The 18,760-nt window shown below is 66.7% G+C and carries 20 protein-coding genes and 3 pseudogenes; 11 read left to right on the top strand and 12 right to left on the bottom strand.

Features of this window, described 5'->3' with window-relative positions; genetic code table 11:
- Positions 1-842: 842 nt before the first annotated feature.
- Positions 843-1,631, bottom strand: coding sequence for a class I SAM-dependent methyltransferase (locus ACFO3J_RS23725; protein WP_386432613.1), 789 nt, complete (start codon positions 1,629-1,631; stop codon positions 843-845).
- A gap of 7 nt (positions 1,632-1,638) precedes the next feature.
- Positions 1,639-1,776 carry a hypothetical protein gene (locus ACFO3J_RS23720; RefSeq protein ID WP_386432610.1) on the bottom strand — a complete coding sequence of 46 codons (138 nt, stop codon included), beginning with the start codon at positions 1,774-1,776 and terminating at the stop codon, positions 1,639-1,641.
- A 385-nt stretch (positions 1,777-2,161) separates the two neighbouring features.
- On the opposite strand from ACFO3J_RS23720, the gene ACFO3J_RS23715 reads away from it, so the two are divergent.
- Complete coding sequence (locus tag ACFO3J_RS23715; protein WP_386432607.1) at positions 2,162-2,671, top strand: DUF302 domain-containing protein; 510 nt, start codon at positions 2,162-2,164, stop codon at positions 2,669-2,671.
- Positions 2,672-3,122: 451 nt separating this feature from the next.
- Here ACFO3J_RS23715 and ACFO3J_RS23710 read toward each other — a convergent pair whose 3' ends face one another.
- Genes ACFO3J_RS23710 through ACFO3J_RS23700 form a run of 3 tightly spaced genes read right to left on the bottom strand, consistent with a single transcriptional unit; the run spans position 3,123 to position 4,648 of the window.
- Positions 3,123-3,650, bottom strand: coding sequence for a hypothetical protein (locus ACFO3J_RS23710; RefSeq protein WP_386432604.1), 528 nt, complete (start codon positions 3,648-3,650; stop codon positions 3,123-3,125).
- Entirely contained in the window at positions 3,616-3,888 is a 273-nt protein-coding gene (locus ACFO3J_RS23705; RefSeq protein ID WP_386432602.1) for a hypothetical protein, read from the bottom strand. Before ACFO3J_RS23705 ends, ACFO3J_RS23710 begins: the two co-directional genes overlap by 35 nt.
- 58 nt (positions 3,889-3,946) lie before the next feature.
- Entirely contained in the window at positions 3,947-4,648 is a 702-nt protein-coding gene (locus ACFO3J_RS23700; protein WP_386432599.1) for a Crp/Fnr family transcriptional regulator, read from the bottom strand.
- 509 nt (positions 4,649-5,157) lie between these two features.
- On the opposite strand from ACFO3J_RS23700, the pseudogene ACFO3J_RS23695 reads away from it, so the two are divergent.
- The 4 genes and pseudogenes from ACFO3J_RS23695 to ACFO3J_RS23680 form a co-directional block, all read left to right on the top strand.
- Positions 5,158-5,343, top strand: a pseudogene (locus tag ACFO3J_RS23695) (VapC toxin family PIN domain ribonuclease); the annotation flags it as partial.
- Positions 5,344-5,668: 325 nt separating this feature from the next.
- Positions 5,669-6,259, top strand: coding sequence for a hypothetical protein (locus ACFO3J_RS23690; RefSeq protein WP_386432596.1), 591 nt, complete (start codon positions 5,669-5,671; stop codon positions 6,257-6,259).
- Between the two features lie 319 nt (positions 6,260-6,578).
- Complete coding sequence (locus tag ACFO3J_RS23685; RefSeq protein ID WP_386432593.1) at positions 6,579-7,235, top strand: hypothetical protein; 657 nt, start codon at positions 6,579-6,581, stop codon at positions 7,233-7,235.
- Positions 7,236-7,310: 75 nt separating this feature from the next.
- Positions 7,311-8,399, top strand: a complete 1,089-nt coding sequence (locus ACFO3J_RS23680) for a helix-turn-helix domain-containing protein (protein WP_386432590.1) — start codon at positions 7,311-7,313, stop codon at positions 8,397-8,399.
- Positions 8,400-8,462: 63 nt separating this feature from the next.
- Here the strand turns inward: ACFO3J_RS23680 and ACFO3J_RS23675 are convergent, their stop codons facing one another.
- Positions 8,463-9,404 (bottom strand): ADP-ribosylglycohydrolase family protein, encoded by a 942-nt coding sequence (locus ACFO3J_RS23675; protein WP_386432587.1) that lies wholly within the window; start codon positions 9,402-9,404, stop codon positions 8,463-8,465.
- 167 nt (positions 9,405-9,571) lie between these two features.
- On the opposite strand from ACFO3J_RS23675, the gene ACFO3J_RS23670 reads away from it, so the two are divergent.
- The 3 genes and pseudogenes from ACFO3J_RS23670 to ACFO3J_RS23660 all read left to right on the top strand — a co-directional run bounded on the left by ACFO3J_RS23670 (position 9,572) and on the right by ACFO3J_RS23660 (position 11,121).
- Positions 9,572-9,889, top strand: coding sequence for an exonuclease domain-containing protein (locus tag ACFO3J_RS23670; protein ID WP_386432584.1), 318 nt, complete (start codon positions 9,572-9,574; stop codon positions 9,887-9,889).
- A 160-nt stretch (positions 9,890-10,049) separates the two neighbouring features.
- Positions 10,050-10,463, top strand: a pseudogene (locus ACFO3J_RS23665) (BRCT domain-containing protein); the annotation flags it as partial.
- Positions 10,464-10,617: 154 nt separating this feature from the next.
- Positions 10,618-11,121 (top strand): hypothetical protein, encoded by a 504-nt coding sequence (locus ACFO3J_RS23660; RefSeq protein ID WP_386432581.1) that lies wholly within the window; start codon positions 10,618-10,620, stop codon positions 11,119-11,121.
- On the opposite strand, the pseudogene ACFO3J_RS23655 reads toward ACFO3J_RS23660, so the two are convergent.
- Positions 11,078-11,876, bottom strand: a pseudogene (locus ACFO3J_RS23655) (IS5 family transposase). The gene ACFO3J_RS23660 and the pseudogene ACFO3J_RS23655 sit on opposite strands and share 44 nt — an antisense overlap.
- Positions 11,877-12,210: 334 nt before the next feature.
- Here ACFO3J_RS23655 and ACFO3J_RS23650 point away from each other — a divergent pair.
- A complete protein-coding gene (locus ACFO3J_RS23650; protein WP_386432579.1) occupies positions 12,211-12,516 on the top strand; it encodes a hypothetical protein in 306 nt (101 codons plus the stop codon).
- A 44-nt stretch (positions 12,517-12,560) separates the two neighbouring features.
- Here ACFO3J_RS23650 and ACFO3J_RS23645 read toward each other — a convergent pair whose 3' ends face one another.
- A complete protein-coding gene (locus ACFO3J_RS23645) occupies positions 12,561-13,070 on the bottom strand; it encodes a DUF2199 domain-containing protein (protein WP_386432577.1) in 510 nt (169 codons plus the stop codon).
- A gap of 770 nt (positions 13,071-13,840) precedes the next feature.
- On the opposite strand from ACFO3J_RS23645, the gene ACFO3J_RS23640 reads away from it, so the two are divergent.
- On the top strand, positions 13,841-14,572 hold the full coding sequence (locus ACFO3J_RS23640; RefSeq protein ID WP_386432575.1) for a hypothetical protein: 732 nt from the start codon (positions 13,841-13,843) through the stop codon (positions 14,570-14,572).
- Positions 14,573-14,748: 176 nt separating this feature from the next.
- Here ACFO3J_RS23640 and ACFO3J_RS23635 read toward each other — a convergent pair whose 3' ends face one another.
- The 3 genes from ACFO3J_RS23635 to ACFO3J_RS23625 form a co-directional block, all read right to left on the bottom strand.
- Positions 14,749-15,012 carry a hypothetical protein gene (locus ACFO3J_RS23635; RefSeq protein ID WP_386432573.1) on the bottom strand — a complete coding sequence of 88 codons (264 nt, stop codon included), beginning with the start codon at positions 15,010-15,012 and terminating at the stop codon, positions 14,749-14,751.
- A 336-nt stretch (positions 15,013-15,348) separates the two neighbouring features.
- Positions 15,349-15,711, bottom strand: coding sequence for a VOC family protein (locus ACFO3J_RS23630; protein WP_386432571.1), 363 nt, complete (start codon positions 15,709-15,711; stop codon positions 15,349-15,351).
- Between the two features lie 119 nt (positions 15,712-15,830).
- Positions 15,831-16,568 carry an SDR family NAD(P)-dependent oxidoreductase gene (locus tag ACFO3J_RS23625; RefSeq protein WP_386432569.1) on the bottom strand — a complete coding sequence of 246 codons (738 nt, stop codon included), beginning with the start codon at positions 16,566-16,568 and terminating at the stop codon, positions 15,831-15,833.
- A gap of 413 nt (positions 16,569-16,981) precedes the next feature.
- Here ACFO3J_RS23625 and ACFO3J_RS23620 point away from each other — a divergent pair, with 413 nt between their 5' ends.
- A complete protein-coding gene (locus ACFO3J_RS23620) occupies positions 16,982-17,563 on the top strand; it encodes a TetR/AcrR family transcriptional regulator (RefSeq protein WP_386432567.1) in 582 nt (193 codons plus the stop codon).
- A gap of 104 nt (positions 17,564-17,667) precedes the next feature.
- On the opposite strand, the gene ACFO3J_RS23615 is transcribed toward ACFO3J_RS23620, so the two are convergent.
- Entirely contained in the window at positions 17,668-18,753 is a 1,086-nt protein-coding gene (locus tag ACFO3J_RS23615; protein WP_386432565.1) for a DUF5937 family protein, read from the bottom strand.
- Positions 18,754-18,760: the final 7 nt, after the last annotated feature.

The following is an 18,760-nucleotide window of genomic DNA, read 5'->3' as shown; positions in this document are numbered from 1 at the left end:
CCGGTAGCCGCTCACCCTCATCGAGCAGCCTCGACGAGGTGAGCTGGGCAAACGCGAACCGGACCCCCGTGATTCCCAAGCTCAGAGCGCGGGTCCGATTCCCGTCATCCGCTCCATTGATAAGCCCCAGGTCAATGACCTGGGGCTTTTTGCTGCCTGAGCCAATTCAAGAATTGTCGCGGAGCCAGCGGATATCCTTCATATCCTGGCTACCATCCGCGTCCAACCATCGGCCAACCGACGAGCACACAACGAAGGGCTGTCCGCCGAGCGCCCCCGCCTCAAAGCGGGTTGCGCTCAGAGGGAGTCGCCGCTGGGCCGGGCTCGCGGCGTGCCTCGGTCAAGGACGCGGGCGACTGACCATCGGCCCGGCCTGCGGGCGCTCCGGACGCCTGACACACTGCAGTGAGGCGCTGCCGGGAAACAGGCCACGTTCAGCGGGCCGCATGCGCGAAGGCGGGCGCTGAGCGGGCGCCCCTCCCTGGCTCGTATTCAGGTTGCGCTGCGTCGTCCGGCACCGCCGCGGCGACGCCCGCCCGCCCGCTGAAGCGATCCCTCCGCATCGGCCGCGCCCGATTCTGTGCTTGCTGATTACGGCGGCATGTCGTGGGCTGATCCGTGCTGCACCGTTCCTGAGAGAGCCGAAGGGTTGTGCCCAAGCGGTCCACTCGCGTTCGGAAACGACTCGCTGTTCTTCGATGTTCGAGGCCGGCAGAACCGCCAGCGACCATCATCGGTGCGTCTGCTGGCCGTCGGCGGCACGGCCAGGTACGGACGGGGCCGGCCCGTACCCGCGCCGACCGACCGTCAGAAGCGCGCGGCGTGACCGATGCGGGCCGGCATCACATCACTGTCGCGGTGGTCAGCGTGACGACGAGCGGCCTGGTGACCTGATCATCGAACTGCTGCCGGACAAAGTCCTCGATGTCATCGAGCAGCGGCTGCCTGGCCGACGCGGTCATCATCTGCATGGTGGAGTTGGAGAGCATCAGCTTGCGGTACTCGGCTGCGGTGTAGGTCTGGTTCCAGTCGTAGGCGCGGACCTTGACGTCCGTGAACCGCGGGTCGTCGCTCAGCGCGCGGCGGATCGGAGGGTCTACCGCGTTGCGCTCGGGAGCCTGCGGCCCGACATGCCCCTGGCCGTGCCGAACGAAGACGGGCTGTACCGCGGCGAAGAACCCCTTGTCGTCGAGCGAGGTCACCTGGTTCAGGTCGACGACCGCGAGCACGCCGCCGGGCCGGAGGATACTGGCCGGCTTGTCGACCTGGGCTTTCTGGGAGATCCAGTGGTAAGCGGTGGCCGAGAACACGGCATCAAAGCGGTCTTCCCCCACGTCAATCTGCTCGAAGTCGCCAACTGTGACCGTCAGAGCGGGTGACGGGAGAGCCTCGCACAGCTTGGCGGCCATCGCGGGGCCGATCTCGACGGCGTGAACGGTCGCCCCTCGGCCGAGAAGGTCACGGGTCGCCTGACCAGTGCCCGGCCCGACCTCCAGGATTGCCGGACGGGCAGGCAACAGTCGAAACAGATCCGCGAACATGGGTGCTGGATAGCCGGGCCGTATTTCATGGTAAATCTCTACGGCACCGTCAAAGGATCTGCGCCGCTCGGAGGCAGGAGTCTTCGTCACGACGCGATTATTCCACTTGCACCGTGTTGGTCAGGAAGCGGAGCGGCTCCTCGAACCACGGAATGATCTTCGCGAGGGTGACCGGGTCAGGTCGGGACTTCACCCCGGTGACCACCGCCGAGCAGGCCACCAGTGTGACAGCCACGAAAGGGTGACGCCGCCCAGGCCGGCACCGCGGATCGGCCAGCGTCCGCAGTCGATCGGCCAGGGGATCGATCGCGCGATGCCGACGGGTGGGCGACTTGGTCATGCAGACAGCGGGAGACTGGCGGCACACCGGAGCTCCGTTGGGCGAAGACGACTTGGGAAAGGTCACCTGCGCAACGGAGCTTCGGTGCGTACGTCGCGCGCCCACCGCACATTGTCACACCGCCGCGACTTGCACACCTACAAGATCTTCACGCCTTTGACATCGCCCTGGATACGAGTTGCGGAGGTTCGCCACGACGCCTAGCGTCGAAGTTCGTGGGAACGATTTTTGCCGGTGGCGAGGCGGTTCCCGCGCAATTGCGGCACTGGAGAGGATGGAAATGCCCAGCGAGATTATCACGGTCAAACGGGTTGATGTCCATACAGGTCTGCCGTATGCGGAGTTCGTCACCGCTCTGGAGAAAGCTGCTCCTCCTCTCGATCCGGGAGTGTTCGAACTCATTGAAGAAGAGGGCGGTAGCTGGGACGACGTTCGTGCGGCCATGGCGAAGATCGCTCCCCACCACCTGATTCGCTACTGGCGGATCAATGGTACGCAGGTACTGAAACTGGCCGGCGGCCCGACCAGGTCGGTCGAGTACCTGATCGGAAATCACGTGATTGCCCAGAGTATGTTCCAGTACAATCCTCGGGCATTGCTGTACGCGCCTCTGCGTATGATGGTATGGAGCGAAGACAACGGCGACGCCGTTTGCACCATGCACCGCCCCAGTGATGAATTCAGGAGTCTGGGAAACTCGGAAGTGGCGAAGATCGGCGAAGATCTCGACAGATATGTGATCGAGCTTTTCCGTCTGTGCGGGGTCGACGCGGAGCAGGACTTCGCCTGAGGTGGCAGCGATCACGTGGACGGAGACCGGAACTCTCCGGCACCGCGCCCGTCCCGTATGCCGACGGTTGGAGGGTACGAGCAGGGGGTGGTCCGGTTCGATTTCCCGTCATCCGCTCCACAAAGAAGGCCCAGGTCAATGACCCGGGCCTTTATTGTCATCTGAACCAATTGAAGAACCCGCACTGCTTCCGCATCAGACGCAGCGGTCCATCTCTGGGAGCAGCACTCGCCTTCCCAGATCCGCTTCAGCGGCCTGCGCGGACCGTCAACACCGACCCGGGGCATCACCGACCGCACCCGAACCTTCCTCGTCGAGGCCGGACACGACGACCGGGTGAACGTCGTCCTGGCCGAGGGCGATGAGGGCGCCCGCGAACACGCCCCCTACAACCGGACTTTTTTGACCGTTGCGGCCTGGACCCGTGAAAGGGAACAGCGGTCGGTTCCGGTCATGGGGTCCTTGAAACTGGCGGCGTGGAAACGAGCGAGCACATTGACGGGCATTGCTCACGCTGCATCGCGGCCGGAGCCGGCACCACGCCGAGGTCCTGCAACATTTCGATGTCCTGCTGGTCTTTTGGGCGGTTGAGGAGCTGCTTGTAGGCCAGGACGTTTTCGATCCGGGCGAACGGAAGGCCTCGGATGGTCTCGGCTCGGTCAATCAGCTCTGCGGCCTTCCAGTCATCCGATACCCATCCCGCGGAGAACTGGATACGGCCATCGCAGAACTGCGCGATGCGGGCATGGTTCGCCTGGCCGATGGATCGGGCACCGTGCCGTTTGACCCGGCACCAGGTCTTGCTGCGAGCGACGATGTCGAGGTCATGGATGTCCGCTCGCAGCCCCTTTGCCAGGAGGGGCCCGCTGCCAAAGATCACCATGTCGCTCAAGTCCAGGTCATACTCGTTGACCAGGGCGAGAAGATCATGAATGAGTGGATGCTCACGCAGGCGGGCGTTCTGTGAAAGATTGGGCATTTTCAGTCCTGGTGCGATCTTCGGTGCGGATGCTGCTGGATTCAGGCCCATGCTTGCTTTCCGGATGCTTTTCTGCCTCACCCCAGGCGCGGATGAGCTCCGCTCGCTGCTCCGGCTTGGAGTCCTTGACCGCACTCCCGAGCCGGATGGTGTAGGCGCGTTCCTTCACCCAGATGGTCAGCACTCGCGTGATCGCCAATGTGAGAGGAATGCAGGCGGTTGCGACGGTGTAGATCATGACGGTCCCCGGGCTCCAGGCGGCGGCAATGGCGTCGTCATTTGCTTAACCTGGACGCCTAACTGACCTGCTCAAGGCCGTCGGCGATGAAGCGCAGCGCCGACAGCTTGCGGATCGTGATTTCCAGCCGCCGGTCGGTGCCAAGGATACCCTTGTCCCTGAGCTTACCGATGGCCTTCTTGACCGATTGGAGCTTGCGCTCGCCGAGCAAGGACGAGATTTCCGCCTGGCTCATAGGCACTCGTGAGCTGTCCTCGTCATCTTCGGCGATCCGCTCTCCGACGCCGTAGTCGACCAGTTCGGTCAGCTCAATGGCGAGCTGCTGCTCAATCGGGAGTTCTGATTCGGCGCGCTTGGCATTTGCCCGCTCGGTTCGCTTGTACGCCGCCGCTGACACAGCGATGAGGATGTCCGGGTGGGCGTGAAGGAACTCCAACCATGGGCCCTTCGGCAGGTAGACGGCCCTGACATCGTTGAGTGCGATGATGCTTGCCGACCGCGGGTTCCCGCTGAACACGCCGGCTTCGCCGACGATCGCGCCCTTCCCTCGGATATCGATGATCCGTCCCGGGGCACCCTGCACGACCATGACATGGCCTTGCTTGATCAGCAGTGCATGGTCGCTCGTCTCGTGTTCCTTGAAAAACGGCTCCCGACGGGCGCGGCCGAGCAGGTGCCCGACGGCTTCCATGTCAGCCAGGTCTTTCTCGGAGCACTGGTCGCCGAGGTCATGCTCTCTCCAACGAGTTCCCCTGGACATGTACGAAAGTGTAGTCCGACACCTTCGTAGGCGCAAGCAGATCCCCGGCGACGTCTACACGTACTCCTCGCCCTCTGGGTCTCCAAGCGGCAAGCTTTGACCGTTCCCATGGCCCTGCTGTGCAGGTGGAAGTTGGCCTCGGGCCGAATCGTGATCACGTGCGGCCACATGGGGGTCTGCCGGTCTTCGGCAGCCCGGCCCTTTCTCTTCGATGTTCAGCCCAGGCGACGGTTCTCATCTGTCTGTGCGTCCACAGGCCAGACGTTGCTGCGGCACTTACCGCCGCTACCGCTGTCCCCAACGCACCGAGTACTGCGGCCCAATCGGATGGTCACAAGCGTGGACAAGCACAGCCTCTGACGTCGGGCGGATCGGTCAAACGCCGACCCATGCCGTGGCGCCGGCCGTGGCCGATCTTCAGCGACTCTCAGCAACGTACGGCTGGGCTACGCCGCCGTCGGCGGTTCGTCCCGCGTACGGAGTTCGCCGCGATGTCCGGTACAGCGTCGGTCTGCGCAGCGGTGATCGGCGCCGGCCGCAAACCACGCCGCCGCGTCGCCGACCTCATGATCGCCGCCATCGCCATCGCCGAAGAACTCCCCCTCTTCACCACCAACCCCGACGACTACAAGGGCCTCGACGGACTGCTTACCGTCGTACCCGTCACCCGGTCCACCGTCCTGCACGACCGGTAGGGCTTGGCAGCCGCACCACTTCCGCACCACGCACAGCGGTACAGGGCGGGCACCCACTTTCACCAACGGCACCGTTCCAGTGGGCACTTCAGGACCACACACGCCGCCGGCCAGTACGGATGCCGAGAAGACCCCCGTGATTCCCAAGCTCAGAGCGCGGATTCGATTCCCGTCATCCGCTCCATGAAGAAGGCCCAGGCCATGGACTTGAGCCTTTGTTGTTGTCTGGACCAATTGACGAACTCGCACCACTCCCGCATCAGACGCAGCGGTCCATCCCTCTGATGAACAAGCGAAGTCAGGCGCTCTGGAAGACTGGACCCTCATGACGAGGTTTTCCGAGGACCCCCGAACGCCGCCGCCGGTGGAACCTCTGCGCGGCCACGAACCTGTCCTCGGCGTGCCCGGTGCCGCCGTCATCGACTTCTGGCGATTCGCCATGCCGGACCTCAGGGTGAACAACACCCGTGGACTGTTCGCCGAGTTCCTCGTCCACCGGGCGGTCGGGTCGCACCGGCCTCGGGTGGAATGGGCCGGTCACGATGTCGAGACCGACGACGGACTCCGTGTCGAGGTGAAGGCCAGCGGCTACCTCCAGGCATGGGACCAGCGCTCACCCTCCGACATCCGCTTCAGCGGCCTGCGCGCCCGCACCTGGACACCGATCGGCGGGTACTCCGCCGCGCGCTCGTACAACGCCGACGTCTACGTCTTCGCCCTCGAAACCGCCCACGACCACGCCGACTACGACCCCCTCGACACCACCCAATGGGAGTTCTACGTCCTCCCCCGGTCCGCACTGGAAGCACTGGCGGTCAGCAGCCTGGGACTGGCCGGCGTCCGGGCCGCGGCCGGCGAGTCGGTGCCCTTCGCCGACCTCGGGTTCCGGATCCGAGCCGTCGGCAAGGCGCGCTGAGGGAATCTCCGCACAGCTTTCGCGGACTCGCGCCCCCAGGCCCTCCACGTCGCCGACCTTTTCGCGGTTCGTTTCCCCTTGGAGGGGATGCTCAGTCCTCGTGCTGCGTGCGGGGTACCGCTCGCGTGGGGTGCCGTGCTGCTTTGCCGCCCCCGCTCCGTGCAGCAGCGCACCGGACCGGGAAAAGCCCTTCGGACGACCGTTCCGATCGACCTCGAACGCCCCATCAACACGCGGCAGTTCTTATAAAGTCGCTCCCACAAGTGCGGTAGAGTCCTTATAAGATCAGCATTGATGGCATCTGGATACCGGAGGCTCCATGGCTCAGCCCTACGTCGCGCCGCTGCCCGACGACCAGCACAGTCGGCTTCGCGCCGTGGGCACCAAGCTGGAGTACCTGCAGTCCGCCCTTTATGCCGGTGAGGCAGCCCGGCGTACGGCGACGCCCAACCACCCGGCCAACACTGCGGGCACGCGGGCCTACCAGGAGCATGTCCGGGTCCTCCGTGAGACTCACATCCAGCACGAGGGGTGGCAGCGTCTTCGGCTGGACTACCTGGAGCTGGTCTGCAATCCGGATCGGACCAAGTCCATCGGGGTCATGATCGGTGACGCGGCTACCGGCAACCCCCGGTTCGTGGCCACGAACCTGCACCGGCGAGGAGGCGCGACCCAACGAGCCGCCGAGAACAATGCGCAGCTCGCGCTGTTCCCCGAGCCGGCCCTGCCGGATGAAGTTCTCCTTGGCACGGAAGAATCGACGCGCCTGGAAAGGTGGTTCCTCGTGTCCTACCGGGTGCAGGTGGACGAGGCCGTCCGGATCCACAGCGAGCTATCGCTGCCGCGGCGCGTCGAGGGCGGGTTCGTCGTCGAGTGGCAGGACCGTATTCTTCTCCCGGTCCTGGAGATGGAGGGCGTCAGTCTGCCGGACGAGGACGGGCCCGACGAGATCGACATCTCCGTCGACTTCCGCTGACGAACATCAGTGTGCGGCGCCGGACCGACCGGAGCCGCACCACGCCCGCTCACCTACCGCTGAGGCAGTCACACCATGGTGACCCCATCCCGCATCACGCTGGCCCGCAAGCGACGGGGCCTGACGCTCGGGGAACTGTCCGAGCTCACGGGGATCTCCCTCCAGAGTCTTTCCAACTACGAGACAGGCCGTACCGGGCCGCGTGTCGGCACGGTAGGACGACTGTCGCAGGCACTTGGCTTCCCCGTCGACTTTTTCGAAGGCCCGGAGATCGATGAACTGCCCGTGGACGGCATCTCGTGGCGTGCCCGGACGAAGACCCCAGTCCGCACACTGGACGCAGCAAAGGCGGCCGGGACCCTGGCGACCCAGCTCTACGAATGGATCGACGAACGCTTCCGCCTCCCCGCTCCCGACGTGCCGACCCTGGGCAAACCCGACCCTGAGACGGCCGCGCAGATGGTCCGCACCCGCTGGGGCCTTGGCAGCGTGCCGGCACCGAACATGGTCCACCTCCTGGAATCCCACGGCGTCAGGGTGTTCTCCCTGGCTCCCGACTACGCGGAGGTGGACGCCTTCGCGCTGTGGCGTGGAGCAGTGCCCTTCGTCTTCCTCAACACCGGCAAGACGGTGGAGCGCGGACGTTTCGACGCTGCCCACGAACTCGGCCACCTCGTCATGCACGGCCCCGACCGGCAGTGCGTCGGGCCGGAGGCCGAACGGCAGGCCAATGACTTCGCCAGTGCCTTTCTGATGCCGACATCGAGCGTGCTGGGCCACATGCCGCACGGCGCCCATGTAGATCAGATCATCAAGGGCAAGCGCATCTGGAAAGTGTCCGCCATGGCACTGACCTACCGGCTGCACGACCTGCATCTGCTCACCGACTGGCAGTACCGGTCGGCGTGCACCGAGCTGAGCAGTCGCGGATACCGCACCGACGAGCCCCAGGGCCTGAAGAAGCGCGAGACCTCGCAAATCCTGACCAAGGTCTTCCAAGGACTGCGCGCCACTGGTGTCCGCCCCAGTACGGTAGCGGCCGAACTGGGCATCACCATGGACGAACTGAACACCATGCTGTTCGGCCTGACGATCACCGCCGTCGACGGCGGGGGGGAGACCACCGCGTCCGACGGGAAGCGGGCACTTGCCTTGGTCACCTGACCGGGGACACATGGACCCAGCCCACCACCTGTCCGGCCCGCCGGCCAGATCCGTTCCCGGTGATCACCTATGTGCGCTGTCGGCCAGGCGCTCAGCCAGCGTCAGCAGGTCCGGGAGGCGGAGCACTCGACCGCCGGAGCCCGGCAAGGGGACATGAAGGGGCGCGCTCCAGCGGACTGGGATGGCTTCCGCTCCGTGGAGAGCGCCGGCCAGGGCGCCGGTGACCGCGGCGACGGTGTCGGTATCACCGCCCAGGTCGATCGCGGCGCGTACGGCATCCTCGTACGAGCCGGTGGTCCGCACGGCCCAGACGGCGGAGCCGAGGCAGGGCCACACCGCGCCGTTGAACTCCGTGGCCATCTCCGGCTGCCAGTACGGGGCCAGTACGGTCGCGTAACGCTCGCGGTGATCGGGATCAGCCGCGCTCAGAACGTCCGGAATCGCGGCGGTCGGATCGTCGCCGTTCAGCGCGACGCGCAGCAACTCGTGGAAGATCGCGGTGCCCTCCCACGCGGCGGGGTCCCCGTGCGTGAGGGCCGCCAGCCGGCGCCCGGCCTCCATCGTGGCCACACGGCCATGCCCGGCGAAGTACACCCCGGAAGTCGCCGCCCGCATCAACGCACCGTTCCCGGCCGCCCGGCGGTTGGTCCGCAAGTGCGCCTCGGCCGCGCGGTCCCACGGCAAGCCGTTGGTCAGGACATCCTCGGTCTGCAGTCCGACGTCCTTCGGATCGGCCGCCGCCCACCGCTGGAAGCGCGCGAACACATCCGGCAGATCCAGCCCACCCCGCTCCAGCAGCGACTCGGCCACGCACACCGCCATCTGCGTGTCATCCGTGGCCTCACCCGGCTCCCAGCCGCCACCCCCGCACATCTCACCGCCACCCCCCGGCTCCGGGAACCGCGCGGAGAACACCTCCGCGGCACCGAACTCGAACGGCGCCCCCAGCGCGTCCCCCACCGCCGAACCCACCAGCGCGCCCCCGGCACGATCCACACCATCCATTCCCGCAGCGTAGAAGCCCGGACGCCCGGCAGAAAGAGGAATTGGCTCTCGCTCGACGCTCCCCCACCGCAGGGGGTCGGCTCCAAGCCGAGTACCCGTTCCGCGGAAGTGACGTATCCGTGTGGCTGCCTATGCCAGGATCAGGCAGGGCGCATCAGGGGATACCTATGGTGGATTGGGTCACGATCGACTTCGAGACCGCCAACTACTCGGGCAGCAGCATCTGCTCCGTCGGCATGGCCGCGGTCAAGGACGGTGAGATCAAGGGCCGCTTCACCAGCTTCGTTCGCCCTGCGGACGGAGACGGGTTCGCCTCGTTCAACATGGGGCTCCATGGCATCACCCCCGAGATGGTCCGGGAAGCGCCTACCTGGTCAGAGACCCTGACCGGGATTCTCGCCTTCGCCGACGGACGCCCCATGGTCGCGCACAACGCGGCCTTCGACTTCGGTCGCCTGCACGAGAACCATTACGACGTGGCCTGACCCCCAGTATGCCTGTCCTCTGGTCGTCGCCCGTCGTACTTGGAGGCTCCTGTCCTACCGCCTTCCGTTCGTCGCGGAAGCCGCCGGCGTACCGATCCAGGGTTCCCATCACAATGCCCAGGATGATGCGGACACCGCCGCCCGAGTGATCGTCGCCGCCATGCGTGCGCACAGCGTGGAGAACCTCGACGACCTGCTTAGGAGGCTCCAGATCCAGTACGGCAGGCACTACTCCACCTCGGACTCCTGGAACAACTGCCGCCACCGCACCCATGAGCGGCGCGCACCCATTCCGCAGGCGAACCCGAACGCCGACCCCGACGGCCCGCTCTACGGGCTCAGTGTCTGCCTGACCGGCACCCTGGGCTCGATGACGCGGGCTGCGGCACAGGATCAATTGGCGGCAGCCGGCGCACAAGCCACTCAATCAGTCGGCCGCAAGACCGACCTCCTCGTCGTCGGAAGCCCTGACCCCTCACGCCTCGCCCCCGGTATGACGCTCAGCGGCAAGCACCGCAGAGCGCAAGAACTCCTCGACGCGGGGCACAGCATCGAGGTCATCACGGAAGCGGAGCTCCTGGAACTGCTGTCCCTTTCAAGCCCGGTCTCGGCCTCAGTCGCTGTTGTCGTTCCGAACTTGAGGGCGGCGTTTTCGCTGGTCAGGCATGGGATCGGTGGTTCTGTGGGAGGTGTGGCCTGTCTGGTTGTCGCTCGCTGGGGAGGCCGGGATGCCGTCGATTGTCGGACTGCTGGAACAGCACGAGATCGCTGCTCGTCGTCGTGTCGACGGGCTGCGGGAGGAGGCCGACCGGATCCAGGCCGAGCTGGCCGCGGCCGAGCTGGAATGGCAGGAGTGGTCGGTCGCCCGCAGGAGGGTCGACACGGTGCTGGTTCCCGGCGGCGAGGACGACACGGAAGCCTGCCGAAGCTCGCGGGACGCGGTGAAACCGAGGTCGCAGGTGCCGGTGTGGCGTGATGGGCTTGCGTGGTCGGTGCTCTCGGTGGACTACCAGCGGATCGTGCAGGCCCTCGCGGATCGGTCCCGGCTTCGCCAAGGGCCCCTGACCTGCCAGGGGATGGCCGCGATGTTCGGGATGGACATGGTGCCGGCGCGGGTGGAGGCCTTGCGGTCGAAGGCGAAACGCCTGGTCGCGCGGGGATGGCTCGCCGAACTGCGGCCGGGCCAGTTCATGCTCGCGAAGGGTGCGGCCGGGCCAGACGGCGGGTCATGAGCCCGATCATCGACCAGTAGACCATCGCCTCCGCACTGATGGTGCGGCGTTCGTAGTCGCGTGCCAGCCGGCGGGTGCGCATCAGCCATGCGTTGGTCCGCTCAACGATCCACCGCTTGGGCAGGACCACGAAGCCGCGTCGGTTGTCACTTCGCTTGACGACTTGCAGGACCACCGCGAGGACCGCCGGGCAGTGCTCGACGAGGCTGCCGGTGTAGCCGCCGTCGGCCCAGACCAGAGCCAGACGATGATGTGCCTCGGCCACCCGCTGGAGCAGGACCTGGGCTGCGGTGCGGTCGCCGACGTCCGCGGCGGTGACCATCACCGCGAGCAGCAGGCCGAGCGTGTCGACCACGAGGTGCCGTTTGCGGCCGTTGATCAGCTTGCCGCCGTCGAAGCCGCGGCTGTCGGATCCGACCACCGCGTCCGCCTTGACCGACTGCGAGTCGATCACCCCAGCCGTCGGCTCGGTGTCCCGGCCCGCGCGGATGCGAACCTGCCCGCGCAGTCGGTCGTGGAACTCCCCGACCAGGCCGTAGTCCGTGGTCACGCCAGCGGCGGAAGAAGGCGTAGACCCGGTCCCACGGCGGGAAATCGGCTGGCGTCGCGCGCCACTTGATTCCGTTGTCCACCAGATAGCGGACCGCGTCCAGTAGGGCCCGGTGGCAGTACGCCTCCGGCTGTCCGCCCCGGCCCCGCATCCAGCCCGGCACCGGCAGCAACGGCCGGACCACCGCCCACTCCGCGTCCGTCATGTCCGACGGATACCGCCGTCGGCGCGTGCCGCTGTCAGCGGCGTTCCCGAACCGGTGTGCCAGGCAGTCGCACCCCGGAGTGAACGAACTGGACTGCCCGCCCATCGACACGGAACACTCCAAGACCGGGGCCTCCTGACGTTGTTCGTTGATTCGACACCATCGAACTGTTCAGAAGGCCCCACCCTTATGCGCCGGCCCCGCAGCCACTACCCGAACGGGAACCCTGGTTCGAAACGCATCCCACACGGTCGGTACAACAACAGCGACTAACCGCAAGACCGCCCCGTTGGGCGTGGGCGAGCCCGACCCAACAGCCGAGGGGTCCTGCCCCATGGCCTTCACCGGGCTTGACCCTGAACGAGTTGCGCGGCTTTCGGTACTCGTCGCCGAGCTCCGCCCCATGCTGGAGAGGGGTACGGACATGCCAGTCATCCAGCAGATGCTGAGTGCTCGTGGCATCGGGGTGATGGACTCGATCATCGTTACCCGCGAACTGCTCGGGGCAGGCCCCGAGGCTCTCGGGCAGGCGAAGACCTTGGTCTTGACGAGGCCGGGACATCAGGTCGAACGGGAAATACACCGGGCGCTGGTCGAGGAACCGACGCTCGCAATCAACCGGATCAACCATGAGAACTGATCGTCGCCCCAAGGACCGGAAGATCAGCCGGTCACCAAGAGGGGTCATGCCGGATGCAGCACGGCCGTGGCGATCTCACGCACACGGTCTGGCGTGATCCCCTTACGCTGTTCGATGGCGAGCGGGTGGTCGGTGGGCTCCAGTTCGATGAAGGGGCGCCTGCCGACCGGTCGCGTATGGGCGTTGGTCTTCAAATTGGTGGTGCTCTCGGAGTAGAGCGCAAGCTCGGTGCTGAGCCAGCCGAAGTACGGCTTCTCGGCCTCGCGGCCCTCCGTGTTCCATACCTCAAGGGCCTGGGCAAAGTTGTCCTTGCTCACAGAGACCCAGACGCCCCACGAGAAGACGTCCTCGCTGCCGATCACAGGTATCTCGATCAGGCCCCTGATGAAGAAGTGCGAGCTCTTGATCACGCACTGGTCGGACGACAGCGTGCTGTCCGGATCCGTCTCAAAACGGGGATCCCAGACATCGGGAGCCATGGTCGAGTAGCCCATTGGGGGCTTTGCGTGTCGGTCGCCGCAGTGTGAGCAAGTGAAGCCGAGATCGCCAGACATGGCGCGAGCTTAGCGACCACCCAGCACCCGGTAGGCGCCGCGCGGTGCCGTCATCATCCAGGCCCGGCTCGATGACCCCACGGCCCGTCGCAAACGATGTGGCGGCATGACGGCAGCAGTCTGACGCCCCTACTGCACCATCGTAAGGATCAGGGCCTGCTGACACCCCCGGCAAGCCGCTGGCGCCTTCGAAGGCGCCAGCCGCTCCCGTACCCAGGCCGGCCGCCACCACGCCCAGGACCTCGACGGACTGATTACCGTCGTATCCGTCACCCGGCCCACGGTCCCGCACGACCGGTAAGGCTTGGCCGCCGCACCGCTTCCGCGCCATGCGCAACGGTCCGGTGCGGCCAACCGGGGTCACCAATGGCATTGTTCCGGCGGCTACTTTGCTGTCCAGACAAATTCGCGAGACGCGTGCCATATCCGTGCCATTGGGCCGGCAATTCCGGGGCCTGGGAGAACTGCGCAGCGCAGCCGAATGACAGTGGCGGGGATTTCCCACATGGCGAAACGCATTTCCGGTGACCTGCATCACATGTTGATGGTCGACATGGCCGATTAGATGCTTGAATGTCGAGTTTCTCGGCAAGCGGACGACGACAATTCGCTCCTCTCGCATCCGGTCGCGAAGCGCCCTGAGGGCCGTGCCGGTTCCGTGCCAGATAGTGCGGGACGAGTGGTCCCGGTGGCCGAAGCCGAGCAGGGCCTCGTTGCTGCGCTGGGGAAACCGAGTTCGACCGCTGCGGCGTGACGCGTACTGTGACCGCGTGACCTTCTTCGCCTACCAAGACTCCGAAAGTTTCTACGGCGAACCGGAACCGGCGCCGGGGGAGCACGTGCAATTCGTGCCCGAGAAACTCTTCGCCCACCGTCAGCGCGGTACCGAACACCCGTTGGAGCGCCGACTGCACCGCGACGAGGGGCTGGTCGTGCACGAAGTCGCCACGGATGTCCTGGCGTGGCCGTCCAGTTTGTGGCGCGTGGATGATCTCGAAAAACCGATACGCCTGCGACCGGGCAACCGTTGGATGCGCTGCCGGGCCTTCACGGTCGTGGAGCAGGCACCCGCGTGGCTTATCGCCGGCCCGCACGGGGATGCCGTGGAATGGGTGATCACCCAAGCGCGGATGCTGACCGACGCCCAGGTTGATGCTCTTGCGTCGCTGCCGGATGAAGGCGAAAGCTCCCTGACACGGGCGCTGTGGGCTGGTTGGACACGGAAGCATCGCGGCTCGGGTTCCCCGGTCGGATGCGGTCTTACGACTCTGAACGAAGCGGTAACAGAGGCCGCACACCAACGCGGACCGCGGTTGTTCGGTCGGGATGAGCAGGACGAGGTCGAAGTCCTCAGCGATCCTGCCTGGTTGCGGGCCTCTCATGCGGCGCACGCAGCCGCACTGGGGCTCGGCGCCCCCGAACTCCTCACGCCCCAGGAAAACGCGGTGCTCACCCGCCGATGGATCACCGTGTTCGGCATACCTGATCTGCCCGAACGATAACGAGGGCGCAGGACTTCGCTCATGGTCGGCACTCGCGTGCAGTCAAAGACAGGCGCTGACCGTTCACAGCCCCGAGGTCAGCTCATGCGAAAGCTTTTCTTCGGCCTGCCCGGCAGATCCTGCGGGGGCGGGACGCACGGCGGCTCCCGGTGCACCTGCGAGCCAGCGACTGGCGGCTACTCCGACTCATCTGCCGACGACTCTTTCTCCCCGTCCACATTCGCAGTGTATGAGCGCTCGGGGAGTTCCTCCAGGAGGATGAAGATCGCGTCGCTCTCGGCCACCGACGCGGCGCCGTCCTCCCCCCAGACGACCGCGCCGGCCGCCACCTCGGCCGCCTCCTTGCTGACGAGGGGCCCGTACTCCTCACCGCCCCCGTCCTCTTCGCCTTCGGTATAGCCGAAGGAGTCGAGCGAGAACGCCTGAAGCTGGGGCGCCATCGCGCGCAGCCTACGCCGCATCGTGTCGGCTTCCGCATCGTCGAGCTTGCCGCCGTCCGGCCCCGGGCCGCCCTCCGGGTGCCGCCTGGCCCGCTCGGCGAAGTCATCCGGTGGAGCGTCCGGTCCGTCAGTCGGCCGAGTGCCATACCCGTGCAATGGGGCGGCAAATCCAGGGCCCTGGCGGGATGCCCTCGCCCTGTCGGGAAGTACGGTGCGCGCGGATCCCGTCTTGGGGACGAGTTGGAGTCGCGGTCCACGGCAGCCCGGCCCGGCGCCTTGCGGTGATGGATGGAGTCGACCGGGACCACCACGCCGTCGCGTGATCTGCCGGACGGGTCACTGGGTGTTGACGAGGTCGAACTCATTGCCTTCCGGGTCGGCGAAGGTGGTCCAGCGGACGCGGCCTTCCTCGGTGTTGTCGTTGAGTCGTGTTGCTCCGAGAGCGAGCAGCCGCTGGGTTTCAGCGTCCAGGTCAGCTGTGCTCAGGTCGAGGTGGAGCCGGTTCTTGACGGTTTTGCCTTCAGGGACTTTGTGGAACATCAGGAGCGGGCCGGAGGTGGCGGGGTCGGCGGCGGCGATGGCCGCGAAATCGGCCGACGCCCCGTCACTGACCTTTCGTCCCAGGGCCTGGGCCCAGAACTCGGCGATGGCCTCGGGCCGCGTGGCGTCGTAGCTGACACCGATGAAGGAGATGCTCATGTCTGACTTTCTCGGGTGGGTACGGGTGGATGCGGGTTGATACGGGTGGAGCTGCGGAACCCGCGGGCCCCCGAGGTCAGGTCCCGGCGCGGGGCGTGGGGACCTGACGTGGGCGGGTGTCACACCGCTGTCCGGCCGCCGTCGACGGCGATGACCGTCCCGGTGATGTAGGCGGACTTCGGTGAGGCCAGGAATGCGATGGTGTCGCCGATCTCCTCGACCGCGGCGCCGCGGTTCATCAAGGTGGTGGTGGCGAGCTGCTCGATGAGGCCCCGGTCGGAGCCGTCGCTGAAGGTCGGCCCGGGAGCGACCGCATTGACCCGGACCCCGGCGGGGCTGAACTCCGCCGCCCACGCCCGCGTCATCGCCTCAAGAGCGACCTTGGAAGCGCTGTAGGCGGCGCCCCCGCCCAGGCCGACCTTGCCGGCCATGCTGCTCAGGCTGATGATGCTGCCACCGCCCCGCTTGGCCATGGCCGGGGCAAGCGCGGCGACCAGGTAGTAGGCGGCACGGACGTTCGTGGCGAACATCGCGTCGAATGTCGCGGGATCCAGGTCGGGCGTCGCCCCGAACCACGAGATGCCGCCGTTGTTCACGAGTACGTCCACCTCACCGACCTCCGCCGCGAGCTGCCGCACGCCGTGGACGTCCGTCAGGTCCGCGGCGACGAACCTGCCGTGGCCACCGGCGAGCTCGATCGCCTCTATGGTGGCCGCGCCGCGGCCCGCGTCCCGACCGTGCACGAACACGTAGAAACCGTCTGCGGCCAGGGCCAGCGCCGCCGCCCGTCCGATGCCCGAAGTGGCGCCTGTCACAAGAGCGGTTCGCCGCGTGTCCACGCTGACTGCCTCAACCATGATCCGTCTCCCTGGCCTTGCGACTGAACTCGATGTCCAACCGGTGACATGAAACTAGACCGTGCAGTCTGGCCGTGTCAACTCCTGTAGGGATCAAGATTCCCGTCCGGAACGACCCGTTCAGAGAGCTTCCTGCCTGTTGGCGGACAGGAGCCACATGGGGGACGACGCCCCGTCCAACGAGGTCCAGGCCAAGTCAGAGATTGCATTTGCGCAGGCCAAGCCACCAGTGGACGCGGAACTGCGAACCGCTGGAGGTCGGGCTCTTTGAGACGCGAGAGGCGGGGCGGCTGGCGGCTTCGGGGGTGTGCCGCCCCTTCGGGCCAGAGCGCCGGACCGCTCATAATGTACTCATCGGTCTAGTGCCTAAGTCCATCCTTTTCCTAGACTGACCAGTCTGGTATGGTGCGGTCATGGCAGAGGAGAAGAAGAGCAGGGGATCGGCTCGGGAGCGCTTGCTGGCCGCGGCCAACGAGCTGTTCTACGCCGAGGGTGTGAACTCGGTCAGCATCGACCGGGTGATCGAGCACGCAGGCGTGGCGAAGGCCTCCCTCTACAACACCTTCGGCAGCAAGGAAGAACTGGTCCGCGCCTACCTCAAGGACCGCCATGCCCGCACACGCGAACGCATGGCCCGCGAACTCCAGGCCCGTTACAGCACGCCCCGTGAACGGCTGGTCGGGGTCTTCGAGGTCCAAGGTCTGTCCTTCACCGAACCGGACTTCCGCGGTTGCGCGTTCGTGACCGCCAGCGCGGAGTCCGAGGCGGGCAAAGCCGTACAGCAGACCACCGAGGAGTACCGGATCTGGGTGCGTTCGTTGTTCCTCGACCTCGCCTACGCCGCCGAGGCGCCGCAGCCCGAAGCGCTGGCCAAACGGCTCGTCGTGCTCTACGACGGGGCCGGCATCTCCTCGTGGATGGACCACGACCCCAGCATCGCCGAGGCCTCCCGCGACGTGGCCCAAGGACTCATCGACGCCGCCTTCGCTCGATGATCACCTGCCGGTCCACGCCCTGGAGGGACCGCGCCGCGCGATCCCTGCGCGAAGAAGGCCAGGTCCGCGACTCGCGCCCTTGCTGTTGTCCAGACCGAAGCCACTCAGCGCAGCACGGCCGACAGCAGGTCGGCCCCCAGCGTCGTCAACGCGGACGGGTCGAGGGTGTAGTGGACGTAGCGACCGCGCCGCCGGGCCGTGAGCAGGCCGGCGCGGCGCAGGACGGCGAGGTGGCGGGATACCTCCGGGGGTGAGAGTTCCCAGGCGTGCGCCAGCTCACCGGTGGTGTGCGGGCCGCGGGCCAGGGTGCGCAGCAGCCGCAGCCGTACCGGATGCGCGAGTGCCTCCAGCCGCAGGGTGACCGTTTCCAGCGGTACCGGCTCTGCCGGACCCGCCTCGGCCACGGGGTAGTGCACCACCGGCTGCCACCCGGGCGCGTGGACCACCACCAGGTGCGGGCGGCCGAAGACGCTGGGGACGAAGGTGACCCCGGTGCCGTGGGCGGTGGTCGCGTTGTCCTGGAGCTTGTCCACGATGATGCTGTCGCCGTCCGGCGCCAGGGTGACCGCGTCGGAGACCGAGGCGAGTGCCGCCCCGATGCCCTGGCGCTTCAGCAGGTCGTTCTTCAGGCGCAGGTCGGTGGCGAGTCGCACGGCGACGCCGGTCCAGGCGGCGTCGAAGAATGCCTCGGCGCACTGTTCGAGGGTGCGGCGCACTCGCGTCCGCACAGCGGCGGGATCTGCGAGCAGCCGTTCCGCGAAGGCCTCTTGCAGCGGGCCGCGGGCCTGGGCCAGGTCCAGGGCCCGCTCGCGCGCGGTCGCGTCGGCGAGCGGCGACGGCGCGGCGAAGTGGACCCGGTTGCTGCCGCACGTGGTGACGAGCGCGGACGTCACATACGTTTCGTCGTCGATCCGGTCCATGTCGTCCAACTCCTCGACGAGGGTCTGCCGGGGACGAGCAGGGACCAGGAAATCGGCTCGTGAGGAACGCCAGAGGAACTCCGCCTCCCGCAACCGCTCGGCCAGCTCCGGCCGCAGCCCGGCCCAGACATCCCCGGCCCAGCCGGCGAGGCGCGGATGATGCCCGGGTTCGGCCAGCACGTGCAGCATCGCCGTCAGCTCGGCCAGGGGGGAGGCGGCGAACCGCAATCGTTCGGACGGCAGGCCGCTGATGTCGATCCTCAACGTCACGCCCTCA

This window comes from Streptomyces polygonati, assembly GCF_042650325.1.
GTDB lineage: Bacteria > Actinomycetota > Actinomycetes > Streptomycetales > Streptomycetaceae > Actinacidiphila > Actinacidiphila polygonati.
This window is presented reverse-complemented; position numbering and strand designations above follow the sequence as displayed.